Below are 18511 nucleotides of genomic sequence, written 5' to 3' on the forward strand. Positions count from 1 at the left end.
GGCTTTGCGTTGGTGTGGCTCGCGCATGTCTCGATCGAGTGTGGCTCGTGTACGGCTCGTGTTTCTAACCAGGAGAAGACGATGTTGAAAACGAAATGGTTCAGCGGCAAATTGAGCGGCGCGGCGCTGGCCGGATTACTGACGGCGTCCGGTGCGGCGCAGGCGGCAAGCGTGTCCTTCGTGCAGCCGACAGACGGCGCGACCGTCAGCAACCCGGTCCACGTGGTCTTTGCTCTCGACGGCATGAAAGTCGCCCCGGCCGGCACGACGACGGACGGCACGGGCCATCATCATCTGCTGGTGGACGGCAAGCCGCTCGCGAAAGGCGAGGTGATTCCTGCCAACGATAAATCGCTGCACTTCGGCAAGGGCCAGACGGAAACCGATCTGACGCTGCCGCCCGGCGACCATACGCTGACGCTGCAATTCGGCGACGGCGCACACCGCTCCTATGGTCCCGAACTGAGCAAGACGATCACCGTGCATGTGAGATAAGCGCGGGTCGGCTCATGGTTTGCCGGGCGCTGACCCATAGCGCCCCGGCGGCGCCCGGAGTTCCCGAGAGCTGCCCGGCCGCGAGCGGCGGCGTTCGCGAGTTCCCGACAGAGTCCCGGCGGCCCGCTGGCGGCGACCGACAGCTGCCCCGCCGCGACCCGCGGCCACCGGCGGCGCCTTCAATGCCCGCGCCCGTCGCGACCGCCCCGCAGCGTGTTTCTTACGGCCCTCTGCGCCGGCCATCTCGAGCGCGGCCGTTCGTCCTATATCTTCAGGCATACAGGCAGCGGCCCTTGCGCCCGGTACAATGAGCAGTTCCGAGTCATCGCTGTCTTCGCCAATTTCCCATGTCGCTTTACACCATTACCGGAGCCCAGCTGGCGTTCGGTCACGTCGCGTTGCTCGATCACGCGGACTTTTCTCTCGAAGCGGGCGAGCGGGTCGGGCTGATCGGCCGCAATGGCGCCGGCAAGTCGTCGCTGCTGAAAATCGTCGCTGATCTTGCCAGGCCCGACGACGGCCTCGTCACGCGCCAGCAGAATCTGACCACGGTGTACGTGCCGCAGGAACCCGAGTTCGATGCGGACGACACCGTGTTCGACGCCGTCGCGGCCGGCCTCACGCACGCCCGCGCGCTGCTCGACGAATACGACGTGGTCGCCAACCAGCTCGCGGACGAGCCCGAAGGCGCGCAGCACGACGCATTGATGGCGCGCATGAACACGCTGCAGTCGTCGCTGGACGCGGCCAACGCCTGGAACTGGAGCACGCGTGTCGCCACCACGCTGCAGCAGATCGGCCTGAATGGCGAGGCGCGCGTGGGTTCGCTCTCGGGCGGCATGCAAAAGCGCGTGGCGCTCGCCCGCGCGCTCGTCGTGCAGCCCGACGTGCTGCTGCTCGACGAACCGACCAATCACCTCGATTTCGACGGCATCCGCTGGCTCGAAGAACTGCTCGTGTCGCAGCGCGCGGCACTCCTGTTCATCACGCACGACCGCGCGTTTCTCGACCGTGTCGCCACCCGCATCGTCGAGCTGGATCGCGGGCGTCTGTTGTCCTATCCGGGCAACTTTTCGGCTTATCAGACGCGCAAGGCGCAGCAACTGGAGATCGAGCGCGTCGAAAACGAGAAGGCCGACAAGCTGCTTGCCCAGGAAGAAGTGTGGATCCGCAAAGGCGTCGAGGCGCGCCGCACGCGCAGCGTCGGCCGGATTGCGCGGCTCGTGGAAATGCGCAAGCAGCGCGCCGAGCGCCGCAACGTGCAGGGCAACGTCAAGCTGGACGTCGGTCAGGGCGAGAAGTCGGGCAAGATCGTCGCGGAATTGACGGATGTCACGAAGCGCTACGGTTCACGCACGGTGATCGACCGCTTCACTGCCACCGTCATGCGCGGCGACAAGATCGGTTTTGTCGGCCCGAACGGCGCGGGCAAGACCACGCTGCTGAAAATCATCCTCGGCGAACTGAAGCCCGACGAAGGCACGGTGCGCGTCGGCACCAATCTGCAGGTCGCGTATTTCGACCAGATGCGCGCGCAACTGGACCTGGAAAAAAGTCTCGCCGATACCATCAGCCCCGGCAGCGAGTGGGTCGAGGTCAACGGGCAGAGAAAGCACGTCATGAGCTATCTCGGCGACTTCCTGTTCGCGCCGGAGCGCGCGCGTTCGCCGGTCAAGTCGCTGTCGGGCGGCGAGCGCAACCGTCTGCTGCTGGCGCGCCTTTTCGCGCGGCCGGCCAACGTGCTGGTGCTCGACGAACCGACCAACGACCTCGACATTCCCACGCTGGAACTGCTCGAGGAACTGCTCACCGACTACGACGGCACCGTGCTGCTCGTGAGCCACGACCGCGCGTTTCTGGATAACGTGGCGACGTCGGTGATCGCGTCCGAAGGCGGGGGCAAATGGCGCGAGTATGTCGGCGGCTTCACCGACTGGCAGGTGCAAAGCGAGCGCTCGCAACAGCTCGCGCAGGAAGCGCTGAAAGACGCAAACAAGGACGCGGCAAAAGAAGCAACGAAGGACGCCACGAAAGAGGCCACTAAAGTCACACCGGCCAAAGACACTTCATCCGCCCGCAATCCGCAGCGCGCCGCGAAGCTCTCCTTCAAGGAACAGCGTGAACTCGATGCGTTGCCGGAAAAAATCGCCGCGCTCGAGGCGGAGCAGAGAACCATCGGCGCACAGCTTGAAGAAGGCTCCATATTCGCGAAGGACCCGCAGGAAGGCGCGCGTCTTTCCGAACGCTATGCCGCGATCGACGAGGAACTGCTGCTCGCGCTCGAACGCTGGGACGAACTCGAAAACCGCCGCAAATGACGCGACGAACGCGGGCGTGCTGCGCCGCCGGCGCGCCCGCTCGCGCAAGCGCGAAGCCTTGCCCGGACGGCCACTCGCGTGCGCTGTCAATTGCCGCCAGGTTCGAAATCAGTAAAATACCCCGCGAAAAGGGCTTCCCGGCATTTTCACCGGCCGCGCCGCTGCCTCGTCAGGGGGCGGTAGCGGGCCGGCAGCCGGTCCGGATGCCGCACCGAACATGACAATGCGCACGAAAGCCGGCGCGGCCACCGCACCGCAATCGCGTGGCATCGCGTGACAATCGCGTGACGATCGAGCGGCTAACAACCGGAAGCCGTGCAGCAAAACAGCCTGCCCGCCCCGCGGGCACCCCACCTAACCACATTGTTTCGTTTCGCTTTTTTTGAAAACTCAACGCATTGTCCACGGACTTATGAACAGGACCTGTGGACAACGATGAACCGACGCACCCGAGTCAACCATGTCTACGAAAAAGCCAAACGCCGCGTATAGCGAAGCGTCGATCAAGGTGTTGAAGGGTCTCGAGCCGGTCAAGCAACGGCCCGGCATGTACACCCGCACCGAGAATCCGCTGCACATCATTCAGGAAGTTATCGACAACGCGTCGGACGAAGCCCTCGGCGGCTACGGCCGGCAAATCACGGTCACGCTGCACGCGGATCATTCAGTGTCGGTCGAAGACGACGGCCGCGGCATTCCCTTCGGCCTGCATCCGGAAGAAGGCGTGCCGGTCGTCGAAATCGTCTTCACGCGCCTGCACGCGGGCGGCAAATTCGACAAGGCCGCCGGCGGCGCGTACACGTTCTCCGGTGGTTTGCACGGCGTCGGCGTGTCGGTCACCAATGCGCTCTCCACGCGCCTCGACGTCACCGTGTGGCGCGACGGCAAGGTTGCCGCGTTGAGTTTTGCGCACGGCGACGTGGCGAAGCCGCTCGAAGTCCGCGCCGCGGCGAAAGGCGAAAAGAAATCCGGCACACGCGTGACCGCGTGGGCGGATCCGAAGTACTTCGATTCGCCGAATCTGCCGCTCGGCGAACTGCAACGTCTGCTGCGCTCGAAAGCGGTGCTGCTGCCGGGCGTGGAAGTCACGCTTGTCAACGAAAAGACCGGCGAACAGCACAGCTGGAAATATGAAGACGGCTTGCGCGGTTACCTGCTCGAAGGCATGAACGGCAGCGATCTGCTGATTCCGCTCTTCGAAGGCGAGCGTTATGCCGAAAACTCGCGCGCGAGCGAAGAGACGTTCGCGGAAGGCGAGGGCGCGGCGTGGGTCGTCGCGTGGAGCGAGGAAGGCCCGCTCACGCGCGAGTCGTACGTCAATCTGATTCCGACGCCCGCGGGCGGCACGCACGAATCGGGCTTGCGCGAAGGGCTTTATCAGGCGGTGAAGAGCTTTGTCGAGCTGCACAACCTGCAGCCGAAGGGCGTGAAGCTGCTCGCGGAAGACGTGTTCGCGCGCGTGTCGTTCGTGCTGTCGGCGAAGGTGTTGGACCCGCAGTTTCAAGGGCAGATCAAGGAGCGCCTGAATAGCCGCGACGCGGTCAAACTGGTCGCTTCGTTCGCGCGGCCGGCGCTCGAGCTGTGGCTCAACCAGCACGTCGAGCACGGCAAGAAGCTCGCGGACCTCGTCATCAAGCAGGCACAGGCGCGCACACGCGCCGGCCAGAAGGTCGAGAAGCGCAAGAGCTCGGGCGTCGCGGTGTTGCCGGGCAAGCTGACCGATTGCGAATCGACGGATATCGGGCGCAACGAGTTATTCCTCGTCGAGGGCGACTCCGCGGGCGGTTCCGCGAAAATGGGCCGCGACAAGGAATATCAGGCCATTCTGCCGCTGCGGGGCAAGGTGCTGAACACGTGGGAAACCGAGCGCGACCGTCTCTTTGCCAATAACGAGGTGCACGACATTTCGGTGGCGATCGGCGTCGATCCGCATAGTCCGGACGACAAGGTGGATCTTTCCAACCTGCGCTACGGCAAGATCTGCATTCTGTCGGACGCGGACGTGGACGGCTCGCACATTCAGGTGCTGCTGCTCACGCTGTTCTTCAAGCACTTCCCGCAGTTGATCGAGCGCGGTCACGTGTGCGTCGCGCGTCCCCCGCTCTTTCGCGTCGACGCACCCGCGCGCGGCAAGAAGCCGGCGCAGAAGCTATATGCGCTCGACGAAGGCGAACTCGAAGCGATCCTCGACAAGCTGCGCAAGGACGGCGTGCGCGAGACGCAATGGTCGATCAGCCGCTTTAAAGGCCTCGGCGAAATGAGCGCCGAGCAACTCTGGGATACGACGATGAACCCGGATACGCGGCGTCTCACGCCGGTCGCGCTCGGCGAGCTCGACTACGACACCACGGTCGCGCGCATGACCATGCTGATGGGCAAGGGCGAAGCGGCGTCGCGGCGCAGCTGGCTCGAAGAAAAGGGCAACGAGGTCGAAGCGGACATTTGAGCGGCATAAGCGCTCCCGCACGACACTTCACGCCAAACACGATACGGATTCCAGATGGACGACGATAACACTCTCGACCTTTTCACCGAGCCGCCGCCGCCCGAAGGCGACTTCCTCACGCTCGGCAATTACGCGGAAGGGGCCTATCTTCAGTACGCAGTCAGCGTGGTGAAGGGGCGCGCGCTGCCCGACGTCTGCGACGGGCAGAAGCCCGTGCAGCGGCGCATCCTCTACGCCATGAACGAGCTGGGCCTCAGCGACAACGCCAAGCCGGTCAAATCGGCGCGCGTGGTGGGCGACGTGATCGGTAAGTATCATCCGCACGGCGATCAGTCGGCGTACGACGCGCTCGTGCGTCTCGCGCAAGACTTTGCGATGCGCTATCCGCTCATCGACGGGCAGGGCAATTTCGGCTCGCGCGACGGCGACGGCGCCGCGGCCATGCGATACACCGAAGCGCGCCTCACGCCGATCTCGAAGCTGCTGCTCGACGAAATCGATCAGGGCACGGTCGATTTCATGCCCAACTACGACGGCGTCGAACAGGAGCCGCGCCAACTGCCCGCGCGCCTGCCGTTCCTGCTGCTGAACGGCGCGTCGGGCATTGCCGTGGGCCTCGCCACGGAGATTCCGTCGCACAATCTGCGCGAAGTGGCGGCTGCCACGGTCGCGATGATCCGCAATCCGAAGATCGCGCATGCGGACCTGATGCAGCACATGCCGGGGCCCGACTTCCCCGGCGGCGGCCAGATCATTTCGAGCGAAGCGGAAATCGCGGCGGCGTATGAGAGCGGCCGCGGCAGCCTGAAGGTGCGCGCCCGCTGGAAGATCGAGGACCTCGCGCGCGGCCAGTGGCAACTGGTGATCACCGAATTGCCGCCGAACACGGCGGCCCAGAAGGTGCTCGAAGAGATCGAGGAGCAGACCAACCCGAAGATCAAGCTCGGCAAGAAGGCGCTCACGCCCGAGCAGTTGCAGGCAAAGCAAACCATGCTGAGCCTGCTCGACGCAGTGCGCGACGAGTCCGGCAAGGACGCGCCGGTGCGCCTCGTGTTCGAGCCGAAGTCGAGCCGCATCGATCAGACGGAGTTCGTCAACACGCTGCTTGCGCATACGAGTCTGGAGTCGAACGCATCGCTGAATCTGGTGATGGTGGGCGGCGACGGCCGGCCACGCCAGAAGGGCTTGAGCGAAATCCTGCACGAGTGGATCGCGTTCCGCTTTGCCACGGTCACGCGCCGTACGCGTCACCGGTTGACGAAGGTGGACGACCGGATCCACATCCTCGAAGGCCGGATGATCGTCTATCTGAACATCGACGAGGTGATCCGCATCATTCGCGAGTCCGACGAACCGAAGGTCGCGCTGATGGCCGCGTTCGGGCTGTCGGACCGGCAGGCCGACGACATCCTCGAAATCCGGCTGCGGCAGTTGGCGCGGCTCGAAAAGATCAAGATCGAGAAGGAACTCGCGGATCTGCGCGACGAGAAGGCGAAGCTCGAGGAACTGCTCGCGAGCGAATCCGCGATGAAGCGTCTGCTCATCAAGGAAATCGAAGCCGACGCCAAGCAATACGGCGACGAGCGCCGCACGCTCATCCAGCAGGAAAAGCGCGCCACGTATGAGGCGCGCGTGATCGACGAACCGGTTACGGTCGTGGTCTCGCAAAAGGGGTGGGTGCGCGCGCTGAAGGGCCACGGTCTCGACACGGCCGGCTTCACGTTCAAGGCCGGCGACGGTCTGTACGCCGCGTTCCAGTGCCGCACGCCGGATACGCTCATCGCGTGGGGCAGCAACGGGCGTGTCTATTCGGTCGCGGTGGCGTCGCTGCCGGGCGGCCGCGGCGACGGCGTGCCGGTCACGTCGCTGATCGAACTGGAGTCGGGCAGCCATCTGATGCACTACTACGCGGCTGCCGCGGACCAGGCCCTGCTGCTCGCGTCGAGCAACGGCTTTGGTTTCATCGCGAAGGTCGGCGACATGGTGAGCCGCGTGAAAGCGGGCAAGTCGTTCATGACGATCGACGCGGGCGCCGCGCCGCTCGCGCCCATGCCGATGCTGCCGGACGCGAGCCAGGTGGCGTGTCTGTCGTCCACGGGGCGCCTGCTCGTGTTCGGCATCGACGAAATGAAGACGCTGTCGGGCGGCGGACGCGGCGTCACGCTGATGGCGCTCGACGACAAGGAAACGCTGGTGCAGGCGCTCGCCATCAACGGGGCGGGTGTCATGCTGATCGGCGCGCGTCGCGGCGGCAGGCTGGACGAGGAAAAGCTGAGCGGCGCCGCGCTCGCCGCGCACGTCGGCAAGCGGGCGCGCAAGGGCCGTGCGCCGGAGAGCAAGTTGAAGCTCGAAGGCATGCGTCCAGCGCTCGCCGGCTGACGAAGATTGATGTTGAAAACGGCCGGCGTCTGCTAGCATGCGAGGCGCTGGCCGTGCGCAGTAATGGCAGTAACAGTCGTCGCAGGCGGGGCAAGATGCGGCAAATCCGGGGGCAGCGTCATGGTGTCGCGTGGAAGTGCCGGGTGACGGCACTTCGTCGAGACAGCCGGCGCGCTGCAATAACAACAAGAAAAACGACAGAAGCCATGAGCGTTCTGGAACTGCACACAGGGCGTGCGGTCGAACGCGCTCAATAGCCGCTCGTCACAGCGTTGGCGTAGGCGGCGCGGCATCGTCGGAGAGGAAAACACAACATGAACAAGGCTATCGAACTCGCGCTCTTTCTACATCTGCTCGCAGTCGCGGTGTGGGTGGGCGGGATGGTCTTCGCGCATTTCTGCTTGCGCCCGGCAATGGCCGATCTCTCGCCGCAATTGCGTCTGCCTTTGTGGGAATCGGTGTTCGGCCGCTTCTTCAATTGGGTCGCGGCTTCGGTGCTCGTCATTCTGCTGACCGGCGGCTTCCTGCTCATGCAGTTCGGAGGCGGTCACGCCACGTGGCCGTTGCATGCCATGGCCGGTCTCGGCATCGTCATGATGCTGATTTTTGGGCATATCCGTTTTGCCGTTTTTCCACGTATTCGCCGCGCCGTGCAAGCGCAGAAATGGCCTGACGGCGCGCAGGCGGTCGGCACGATCCGGCGCCTCGTGCTGGTCAACATCGTGTTGGGCGTGGTGACGGTGGGCGTCGCCGTGCTGTCGCGCGGATTCTGACGGCGCGCGTCAAGCGACTGCGGCGGTGCCGCGCATCGCGTGAGCCGCCGGAGCGTTGCGAGCCAGCGCATGATCCGCTCGAGCGCCGCCGAAGAGCGCATCGCTCGCCAAAGCGTCGCTCACCCGGGACGCTAGCCCCACGCCCCATACGCAAGCCACAGCCCGCACACCACCGCCACCGTGCCGTACACCGCGTAGACCGGCAGTTTGAGCTTGCCGAAGCCTATCGCTGAAAAGAACGCGGTGAGCAGATAGACCGGCTGCAGCGGCACGCGTCCGGCGATACGCAGCACGGCCACCGCGAGGAACGCGGTCGTGACGGCGCGCAGAATCCGCATGCCGTGCTCGAAGCGCGGGTTCATCTTCAACTGATGCAGATGGCGCTGCGCAAGCACGACGAGGCAGCCCGACGGCACGAACAGCGCGAGCGTGGCGAAGACCGCGCCCGCCCAGCCGTCGACGAGATAGCCGAAGAACGGCACCACATTCAGCAGCGGTCCGGGCGAGATCGGCGACAACGAAAAAGCCAGCGTGAAGTCGTTCTCCGAGATGCCGATCGTCGGCGTGACGAACAAGGTCTTGAGCACCGGCAAGGCGGAAAAGCCGCCGCCGAAGAGCGTCATGCCCGCGCCCGCGAGCCGCGGCCACAGCAGCGCAAGATCGAAGCGATGCGGCAGCGGCAGCGCGAACAACAGCACGAACGCGCACAGCATGCCGAGTATCTGCCAGTCGCCGCGCGCAAACGACACCGCGAAGCGCGTGCTGCGCACCGGACTGATCGCCCAGCCGGTGCCGAAGGCCGCGCTCAGCATCAGCACATAAGCGGCGGGGCTATGCGCAAAGAAGAGCGCGAAGCAGCCGACCACCGCCGCGGTCCATTCGAGCTTGCCGCGCACGAGCGCGCGCGTCTGCTTATACCAGGTGATGCCGATCAACGTGGCGAGCACCACGCTGAAGTGGTTCAGCAAGGTTTGCGACGCGGCGGCGCGCACGAGCGGCGTCCGGTAGAAGATCGCGAAGAGCGTCATCAGCATGAAGAAGGGCAGCACGCTCGCCAGGCCCGCGACCCATGCGCCGGCGCGTCCGCGCAGCGCGTGTCCGAGTTGCACGGCGACGTTGCAGCCCACCGGTCCCGGCACCATCCACGCGAGCGCTATGAGATCGGAAAACGCGACGCGCGACAGCCGCTCCTCGCGCTCGACATAGTGATTTTCGAGCTGCGCCATCAGCGCGAGGCCGCCCCAGGACAATGCCGACAGGCCGAACACGACCTTGAACAGCGTCCATAGCGGTTCCCGCTCCCCTCGTCTTGCAGCATCGTGGCTTGTTATCGTCTGCATGGCGCCACGGGCGCGCGGTGTGCGCGCCCGTCCTGTGGATCCTGTGATGTTGCGCGCGGCCGTCCGGTCCGACGGCGTCGCGCGAGAACGCAATACAGCGAGAATGTAGCCGGTTTTAGGCGCCGGCGGTATGGAGGCACGAAGGGCCGGCGCCGCAGCGTTGGGGCGAAGCCCACAGCCGGCGCCTCGGGCGTGCACTGTCTAACCGTTCGTGCTGGTGCTCGTGCTGTTGGCTTCCTGGATTGGGCGCCGGCCGTTCATGCCGCACACGCCGAAACGTTCGAGCAGCGCCGGAATCGCGTCGACGGGAACGGGGCGCGAAAAGAGAAACCCCTGCGCCTCGATGTGGCCGAGCGCGGCGAGCCACGCAATCTGCTCCTCCGTCTCCGTTCCTTCGACCACCACCGTGAGCCCGAGCGAGCGCGCCAGATTGACGATCGCGGTCACCATCACGCAGACGCTGCGGTCGCCCGGAATGGCCTGGACGAAGGAGCGGTCCACTTTCAGTGTGTCGACCGAGAACCGGTTGAGATACGACAGCGACGAATAACCGGTGCCGAAGTCGTCGAGCGCGATCCGCACGCCGAGGCGCTTGAGCGCGAAGATCTTTTCGGAGACGAGTTCCGGATACTCCATCATCGCCGTTTCGGTGATTTCGAGTTCCAGGCGGCGCGCGGAAATGCCGCTTTCCTCGATGGCGTGCGACACCGTTTCGTACAGATCGCCGCGCCAGAACTGCACGGCCGAAATGTTCACCGCAAGCGACAACGTGTCGTAGCCTTGCTGCTGCCACAGCGCGAGTTGGCGGCACGCGGTCTCGATCACGAAGTCGCCGATCGGCACGATGAGCCCTGTCGACTCCGCAACCGGAATGAATTCGTTGGCCGGAATCAGACCGTGCTGCGGATGATTCCAGCGCACCAGCGCCTCGAAACCGGTAATGCAGCGGCGCGTCAGGTCGATCTTCGGCTGATAGGCGAGAAAGAGCTGCCCTTCGGCGAGCGCGACGCGCAGCTGCTGCTCCCACTTCATCAGGTGGTCCGCGCGATGCGACAGTTGCGGCGAATAGAACTGGTAGCAGTTCTTGCCCGCGTCTTTCGCGCTGTACATGGCGAGGTCGGCCTTTTTCAGCAGGTCGATTTCGCTTTCGTTGGCGACCGAGTAAAGCGCAATGCCGATGCTCGCATGCAGCACGAACGAACTGCCGCGCACTTCGAACGGTTTCGAGAAGGCTTCCGCGGCGGCCTCGGCGAGCGCCACCGCGCGCTTCTCGACGTCGTCGCCCTTGATGACGACCACGAACTCGTCGCCGCCGATACGGCTCAGCGTGCCACCTTCCGCTACCGCGGTGGCGAGCCGCGAGGCCGTCATTTGCAGCACGATGTCGCCGGCGTTGTGACCGAGCGTGTCGTTGACCGTCTTGAAGTTGTCGAGGTCGATGAACAGGATCGCGAGGTGGCCCAGGTTGGCCGGCTGCGCGACTTCCTGACGCAGCGTGCGCAAGGTGGCGTAGCGATTGCGCAAGCCGGTCAGCAGATCGTATTCGACGAGGTGCGTCATTTCGCGCTCGCGGCCGAGCAGCTTGCCGATCAGGCCGGTCGCCACCGCGAAGAAGCTCAGCATGGCGAGCGAGATGAAACCCGCCATCAGCAGATAGACGTTGCGCGTGTGGTTGTAGTCCGCGAATTCTTCCGCCTGCGACAAACCCACGAGCACGCCCAGCGGATAACCGTCGATATGCCGGTACGAGACGATGCGCGTGACGTTGTCGATCGAATCGACATAGGTGCCCGAAACGTGCTCCGACGTCGGATAGGAGCCGCTTGCGGAAAAGGTGCCCGTTGCGTTCACGACATTGCCCGTGCGCCGCGCGAGCACCGTGCCGTTGTCCGAGATCACGGCAATCACGCCTTCGCGGCCGATTGCCGCGTTGTTGTAGAAGTCGCTCGTGAAATAGCTCGGGTCTTCGGACACCACCACGACGCCTGCAAACGAGCCGTCCGGATGATTGAGACGGCGCGTCATCTGCAGCGTCCAGTGACCCGACACGCGGCCGAGCACCGGCTTGCTGATGTACAGCTGATCGTCGTTTTCGTGCTCGTGGACCTTGAAGTGCTCGCGGTCCGACAGATCGATGTGCTTTGGATTGAGCTCGGCCGTGTTGGCGATCAGCTTGCCGTGCTCGTCGATCAACGACACCTGCACGAGCGTCTCGCTTTGCACGACGCCTTTTTCGACCGTGCTGGACAGGTCGAAATGCCCCGGCGTTTTCTCGAACTCGTATTTGACGAAGCGGGTGATCTGATCGACCTGGTGAATCGCCTTGATCGTATGCTGTTCGAGCGCCGCTGAGAGAATGGCGGCAGATGCCATGGCTTCGCGGTAGGTGGCCTCTTTTTCGACCGAAAGACGCGCGAAGATGACCGTCCAAAGCAGGATCAGCACAAGTACGCCGAGCGCGGGAATGGCGAGCAACGCGCGCCGTCGCGACGCGGCGGGATCCCGGCGGCCTGGAGCTTCGCGCTGATCGGAGAAGCGGGGTTTGCTCATCAGGCGGCCCGTACCCAGCTGCCGGCCGGTTGCGAACACGCGAGCGTCGACTGCGCTGTTTTCATGGGTGGCTGCATGGAGTTGCCGGAACTGCTGCGCAAGAAGAAGGGGCGTGGCTGGGCGCCTGATCGTTCGCACTGGGTCGGGTACGTTTCGATATTACTTAATGCCACTAGATTAAGGAAGGGTCCGGGCATCGGGTATACACGGGCGCTGTCTGCGGGCTTCCGCACACTGTTTTGCAGCCTGTTTTCAGGGCTTTTTGACGCTCCCTGCACAAGTGTGCCGCGAACTTCGCCGCAAAGTCCGGCGCCTGCACTGTCAGGCGGCGAACCGGCGCATACAGGCGATCGCGCGCGGGCGGTCGTGAGGTTCGGATGGTCCATCGAAATTCGGCGTTCCGGCATGGCGGCTTATGCGTGCGTGGCCTTCGTCAGGCAGGATTCGTTATGCAAGTTGCATCGCGCGAGCGTCGCAAGCGGCGTTTTGTGGCTAAACGTGGTTAAGCGTGGCTAAATGAGGCAAGTCGCGTGCTGCTTATCGTGACGGCTTTGCTATTGCTTCGTCAGGCTGGGCATCAAGCAAGCAAACGACGGGCCGGTCACGGCATCCGGAACGTACCGTCGACGACCGTCACCGACGACCCGCCGATCCATGTCTTGCCGTTTGCGTCGTCATAGCGAACGAAGACCTGGCCGGCGCGCCCAAGCGCGGTACCCTGGCGTGCCGTATAGCTCGCGCCGGGCCGCAGATTCTGCGCGCTCAGCAAGCCCGCCAGCGCCGCGTTCGCACTGCCCGTCACCGGGTCTTCGCCGACGCCGAACGCGCCGCCCATCATCAGGCAGCGCACTTCGAACGTGGCGGGCCCGCCCGCCACGTGTGGACCATACGCGGCAACGCCGTGCGCGCCGACCGCCTGCACGATCTGCGCGAGCGCCGCCGCGTCCGGTTCGAGCGCGAGGCAATCGCGCGCGGAATTCATTCGCACGACGAGCCACGGCGCGCCGTTGTCGACGGCACAGGGCAGGGCGCTGAAGTCGATCGCGTCGCTACGCAAAGCCGTAGAAAGTGTAGGGAATTGTCGTTCTGACAAAGGTGCGATGCGCGCGGGCGGCGCAGCAAAGGCCCACGCGTCGAGTCCGTCGTCCGGCTCACCGGCGGCGCATTGCTCCAATTGCACGAGCCCCACGCCGCATTGCTGGACGAGCTTGCCCGGCTGCTTCGGCTGATAACCGCTTTCGAGGAGCGCATGCGCGCTGCCGAGCGTCGGGTGACCGGCAAACGGCAATTCGCCGTGAGTCGTGAAAATGCGCACGCGATAGTCGGCGGCCGGGTCGGTCGCCTGCGACAGGAAAGTTGTTTCGGACAAATTGGTCCAGTGCGCGATGGCCTGCATCTGATCGGCGCTGAGCGCGTCGGCGTCGAACACGACGGCGAGCGGATTGCCTTTGAACGGCACCGACGTGAAGACGTCGACCTGTTTGAAACGAACGGTTGTGGCGGGCATCGGGCGCGGTCCGGCGATTCCTGCGGTTGGTATGGTTCGCGGATTCTATCCGCTGCCGCCGGAACGATCCACCTCGCCACAAATGCAAAACGCGCCGCGGGTGCCTGCACCTCGCGACGCGTTCTGTCTGGCGCCCGGTCGAGCCGGGCCGGGCTGTCGTCAAACCGGGCGGGTCTGCGGCGCCAGCTTATTCGACTTCGGCGATCATCTCGATCTCGACGCATGCGCCAAGCGGAATCTGCGCGACGCCGAATGCCGAGCGCGCATGCTTGCCGCGCTCGCCGAACACGTCGGCGATCAGTTCCGACGCGCCGTTGGTGACCAGATGCTGCTCGGTGAAGTCGAGCGTGGAGTTCACGAGGCTCATCAGCTTGACGATGCGCTTCACGCGGTTCAGGTCGCCGACATGCGCGTGCAGGGTGGCGAGCAGGTCCACCGCGATGGAACGCGCGGCAAGCTTGCCTTCCTCGGTGTTCAGATCGGCGCCGAGCTTGCCGGCCCACACCTTGCCGTCTTTCTTCGCGATGTGGCCGGAGAGGTACACCGTATTGCCGCTTTGCGCGCTCATCACATAAGCGGCTGCCGGCGCGCTGGCGGTCGGCAGTTCGATGCCCAGTTCCTTGAGCTTGTCGTAAACGTTCGTTTGAGCCATGTTCACCTCGGTCGGTAGTAAAAAACGGAGAAGCGGGCGCGGGCTTAGACCTTCGCGCGGATCAGCGCGGCGAGGCGCGCGACGCCTTCGTCGATCTTGGCAGGCGGCACCGTGACGAACGACAGGCGCAGTGTGTTGTGCTGCGCCTCGTTCGCGAAGAACGGACCGCCCGGCACGAACGCGACATTCTGCGCGACGGCTTCTTCCAGCAGCTTCATGCTGTCGATCTGCGCGGGCAGGTTCACCCAGATGAACATGCCGCCTTGCGGGCGATTCCACTTCACGCCTTCCGGCATGTAGCGTTCGAGCGCGGCCAGCATCGCCGCGCACTGCGCGCGATAGAGCTCGCGGATGGTCGGCACGTGCGTATCGAGAAAACCGTCCTTGACCACTTCATGCACGATGCGCTGCGTGAAGCTCGGCGTGTGCAGATCGGTGGCCTGCTTGGCCTGCACGAGTTTGAAGATCAACTCTTCCGGCGCGATGATATAGCCGACCCGCAGACCCGGCGCCAGCACCTTGGAGAACGAACCGAGGTGGACGATGTGATCCGGCGCCATCGACAGCATGGTGGGCAGCGGTTCGCCCGCGTAGTCGAGCGCACCGTAGGGATCGTCCTCGATCACCGGAAACGGCGCCGTCTTCGCGAATGCGGCGAGCGCGCGGCGGCGCTCGACCGGCAGGCGGCGCCCGGTCGGATTCTGGAAATTTGGTTGTGCGTACAACAGGCGCGCGCCGGCGGTGAGTTCGGGCGTAAGCCCTTCGGGGATCAGCCCCTGCTCGTCGGTCGGCACCTGGACGTAGCGCGGCTCGTACATGGAGAACGACTGCAGCGCGCCGAGGTAGGTCGGCGTTTCGACGAGCAGCGGGCTTTGCGGACACACCAGCACTTTGCCGAGCAGATCGAGCGCCTGCTGCGAGCCTGTCGTGATCAGCACCTGCGTCGCGCGGATCTGCACGCCGTTCACCGAATAGCGTTGCGCGACCCATTCGCGCAATGGCGCATAGCCTTCGGTTGCGCTGTACTGGAGCGCCGCGGCGGGCGTGTCGCGCAGAATGCGGTCGGACGCTTCGCGCATGCGTTCAGCCGGAAAGGTGGCCGGCGAGGGCAGGCCGCCCGCGAACGAAATGACTTCGGGCCGTTCCGTGACCTTGAGAATTTCGCGGATCGCCGAGCTCGTGAGCTTGCGTGCGCGTTCGGACAATTGCCACATGGGGGCTTTCAGGTCGCTTTGGTCCATGGTCTCCTCTCTCTGGTGTCTCTGGAACCGGTCAAAACTTCGATTATCGCGCGAGTCGGCGACCCGCGCGCGCTGCTTATTTAAGGGCGCGTAGGCCGCCGGGCGTTTCGAACTCGGCGATGAGCGCCGGCGCGCCGTCCGTCGCCTGCAACTGGATCAGGTGCGCGGCGCCCAGCCACTGCAATTGCGCGGCCACCGTGTCCGCTTGCGGATGCAGGCCCTTCAACGTTTTGAGCGCAATGCCGCTGTCCGGCAGTACCGCCGACGGATGCCGCGCCGTGTCCCACTGAATCAGGGACGGCAGCACGCCGTCGCCGGCGCCTTGCCAGGCAGGGAAGGCGCCGTCTTCGGGCACCGACAGACCCCACGCGAAGTCGCCGCGCGTGAGCGGCAGGATCGGCGGAATGCGCGCCGGGTATTGCGCCTGCCACGTCGGCAGATGCTTCGGACGGTCCACGCGCACCACCCAATGCGACAGATACGGGCCGCTTTCGAGGCGCGCGCGGGTCGCCGGATCGTCGAGCGCGAAGAGACGCGGGCGCGGCGCGGCGTCCGGAGTCTTGCCGGCTGCGTCAGCTTGCGGGTCGATGGCGATCACTTCCAGATAGGCGCCGCCCCACAGGTTCAGGAGCCGGTTGTGTGTGCGCATGGACGGATGCGCGCCGCCGCCGGCCGGTTTTGCGCCCAGCAGGTCGGCAACGTACTGCGTGCCCTCGTCGAGCGTGCGGGCGGAAACGACGAGATGATCGAGACGAAGCGGATGTGCGGTCATTCGGATTGAGGAAACGGGTTTCTACGGTAGGCCGGCCCCGCGCCGCGTGCCGCTTGCGACAGGCGCCGGGGTCGTAAGCATAACCGTTGGCGCGGGCTGGATCGACGGACTGGCTGATGGAGCGGCGGCGCATCTCCGTTGGCGTCTTTCCTTGCGGACCGCCGGCGGGTCGGCGGCCGCTGGCCGCGCTTGCCGCCGGTACGGTTCATTTGCCGCCAATCCGGCTCATGGGCGCGCTTCGGCCATGGCGACTGGCCGCCCGAACTTCCATGGCGGCGCCCCCCGCGAGCCCGGCCAAGCGGGGGGCCACGTTTCACCCGCCGAGGCGCGCCCTTCATCTCAAATGTAACGGCGAGGACCGGCACAGTAACGGTACAATCGACTCGATACCGTTCGGTACAGTTGGAGCCTCTCATGTCCGTTCCGCTTACGCAGATTCCCGCCCCGCACGACACGGCGTCGCTGACGCTGGTGGAGCAGCTCGTCCAGTGGGCGCGCCGCCGGATCGAGGAGCGCGTGTTCCGCCCCGGCATGCGCATGCCGTCCATCCGCAAGCTAGCGCTAGACAAGGGCGTTTCGCGCTTCACGGTGGTGGAAGCGTATGAGCGGCTCGTCGCCCAGGGTTATCTGGAGTCGCGGCGCGGCTCGGGTTTTTTCGTGCGCGAGCGTCTGGCGGGCGCGGCGGGGGCTGGGGTGGCTGCCGTGGCGGACCTGCGCCCGGCCGCGCAGGCGAGCGCGCCGGCCACCATCGACGTGGTCTGGCTGCTGCGCAACATGCTGCATACCGGCGCGCGCCCGGAGCGCAGTCCGGGCCTCGGCTATCTGCCGGCGCGCTGGCTCGACGGCGAACTGATCACCAATGCGCTGCGCACGCTGGGCCGGCAAAGCGGCGCCCAGATGCTCGGCATCGGCACGCCGCTCGGTTTTCTGCCGCTGCGCCAGCAGTTGCAGACGCGTCTCGAGGAGCTGGAGATCGGCGCGTCGCCCGATCAGATCGTGATGGTGTCGGGCATCACGCAGGCCATCGACCTGATTTCGCGCATTTACGTGAAGCCGGGCGATTCGGTGATCGTCGGCGATCCCGCGTGGTTCCAGATGTTCGGGCGCTTCGCGTCGCAGGGCGCGCGGCTCGTCGGCATGCCGTATACGCCGGACGGTCCCGACCTCGACGCGCTCGAATCGCTCGTGCAAACCTGGCGGCCCAAGATGCTGGTGATCAACTCCGTGCTGCAGAATCCGACCGGCACCTCGCTGACCGCCGCGCAGGCGTTCCGCATCTTGCGGCTTGCCGAAGCTTACGACTTTATCGTCGTGGAAGACGACATTTACGGCGATTTGTGTCCACCGGGCTATCCGGGTACGCGGCTCGCAAGCCTCGACCAGTTAAAGCGCGTGATCTACCTGGGCAGTTTCTCGAAGACGCTCGCGCCGAACCTGCGGGTCGGTTTTATCGCGTGCGCGCCCGACGTGGCGAAAGCGGTCAGTGACCAGAAGATGCTTGTCGGCATGACGAGCCCGGAACTCAACGAGCGCGTGTTGTACAAGATTCTGACGGAGGGTCACTACCGGCGCCATGTCGAGCGGTTGCGGGTGCGGCTCGACGGCGTGCGCGAAAAATCCGTGCGGATGTTGGAAAAGACCGGCCTGAAGCTCTTTCTCACGCCCACGGCGGGCATGTTCGTGTGGGCCGACACGGGCGTCGATGCCGACGGGCTCGCCGCCGCGGGCCATGAGGCCGGCTTTCTGCTCACGCCTGGCAGCCTTTTTTCGCCGCAACAATCGCCGACCACGTGGATGCGCTTTAACGTCGCCAATTGCGGCGATCCCGAGCTGGCGACGTTTTTGTGCCGTTATCTCGACGGCGTTGCGCGCCGCGCCTCTTGAAACCGCGCGGGCTTGCCCCCACTTAGGTAGACAATCTGGCGCTCCAGCGGTCCGCCGGTGCGGAGGCTCGCGGTGCCGCGGCGGGTTGCTCCCGTGCCCCGCGCGTCCTGCTGCCGCGTCCGCACCGCATTCGCACAACCTGATTCGCCAAACC

At 65.1% G+C, this 18511-nt stretch carries 12 protein-coding genes; 6 read left to right on the forward strand and 6 right to left on the reverse strand.

Annotation, left to right across the window (positions count from 1 at the left end):
- Positions 1–81 precede the first annotated feature (81 nt).
- The 5 genes from HV711_RS06860 to HV711_RS06880 all read left to right on the forward strand — a co-directional run bounded on the left by HV711_RS06860 (position 82) and on the right by HV711_RS06880 (position 8411).
- A complete protein-coding gene (locus HV711_RS06860; protein ID WP_035479881.1) occupies positions 82–495 on the forward strand; it encodes a DUF4399 domain-containing protein in 414 nt (137 codons plus the stop codon).
- A gap of 347 nt (positions 496–842) precedes the next feature.
- Positions 843–2813 carry an ATP-binding cassette domain-containing protein gene (locus tag HV711_RS06865; protein ID WP_035479879.1) on the forward strand — a complete coding sequence of 657 codons (1971 nt, stop codon included), beginning with the start codon at positions 843–845 and terminating at the stop codon, positions 2811–2813.
- Between the two features lie 460 nt (positions 2814–3273).
- Entirely contained in the window at positions 3274–5259 is a 1986-nt protein-coding gene (locus HV711_RS06870; RefSeq protein ID WP_035479877.1) for a DNA topoisomerase IV subunit B, read from the forward strand.
- Positions 5260–5313: 54 nt separating this feature from the next.
- The gene (parC, locus tag HV711_RS06875) at positions 5314–7638 is read left to right on the forward strand and encodes a DNA topoisomerase IV subunit A (RefSeq protein WP_035479874.1); all 2325 of its coding nucleotides are present in this window, start codon (positions 5314–5316) and stop codon (positions 7636–7638) included.
- A 314-nt stretch (positions 7639–7952) separates the two neighbouring features.
- Positions 7953–8411, forward strand: a complete 459-nt coding sequence (locus HV711_RS06880) for a CopD family protein (RefSeq protein ID WP_015002091.1) — start codon at positions 7953–7955, stop codon at positions 8409–8411.
- A gap of 131 nt (positions 8412–8542) precedes the next feature.
- Here the strand turns inward: HV711_RS06880 and HV711_RS06885 are convergent, their stop codons facing one another.
- The 6 genes from HV711_RS06885 to HV711_RS06910 all read right to left on the reverse strand — a co-directional run bounded on the left by HV711_RS06885 (position 8543) and on the right by HV711_RS06910 (position 16473).
- Positions 8543–9751, reverse strand: a complete 1209-nt coding sequence (locus HV711_RS06885) for a chromate transporter (RefSeq protein WP_028360491.1) — start codon at positions 9749–9751, stop codon at positions 8543–8545.
- A gap of 201 nt (positions 9752–9952) precedes the next feature.
- Entirely contained in the window at positions 9953–12301 is a 2349-nt protein-coding gene (locus HV711_RS06890) for a bifunctional diguanylate cyclase/phosphodiesterase (RefSeq protein ID WP_028360492.1), read from the reverse strand.
- Between the two features lie 601 nt (positions 12302–12902).
- Positions 12903–13808, reverse strand: coding sequence for a PhzF family phenazine biosynthesis protein (locus HV711_RS06895; protein WP_028360493.1), 906 nt, complete (start codon positions 13806–13808; stop codon positions 12903–12905).
- A gap of 187 nt (positions 13809–13995) precedes the next feature.
- Positions 13996–14460 (reverse strand): RidA family protein, encoded by a 465-nt coding sequence (locus HV711_RS06900; protein WP_035479872.1) that lies wholly within the window; start codon positions 14458–14460, stop codon positions 13996–13998.
- Between the two features lie 44 nt (positions 14461–14504).
- Positions 14505–15701 carry an aminotransferase-like domain-containing protein gene (locus HV711_RS06905; RefSeq protein WP_035479868.1) on the reverse strand — a complete coding sequence of 399 codons (1197 nt, stop codon included), beginning with the start codon at positions 15699–15701 and terminating at the stop codon, positions 14505–14507.
- A gap of 76 nt (positions 15702–15777) precedes the next feature.
- On the reverse strand, positions 15778–16473 hold the full coding sequence (locus tag HV711_RS06910) for a VOC family protein (RefSeq protein WP_035479865.1): 696 nt from the start codon (positions 16471–16473) through the stop codon (positions 15778–15780).
- A gap of 414 nt (positions 16474–16887) precedes the next feature.
- Here HV711_RS06910 and HV711_RS06915 point away from each other — a divergent pair, with 414 nt between their 5' ends.
- Positions 16888–18357 (forward strand): aminotransferase-like domain-containing protein, encoded by a 1470-nt coding sequence (locus tag HV711_RS06915; protein ID WP_035486881.1) that lies wholly within the window; start codon positions 16888–16890, stop codon positions 18355–18357.
- Positions 18358–18511 lie beyond the last annotated feature (154 nt).

Source organism: Paraburkholderia phenoliruptrix (assembly GCF_902859825.1).
GTDB classification, from domain to species: Bacteria; Pseudomonadota; Gammaproteobacteria; order Burkholderiales; family Burkholderiaceae; genus Paraburkholderia; species Paraburkholderia phenoliruptrix.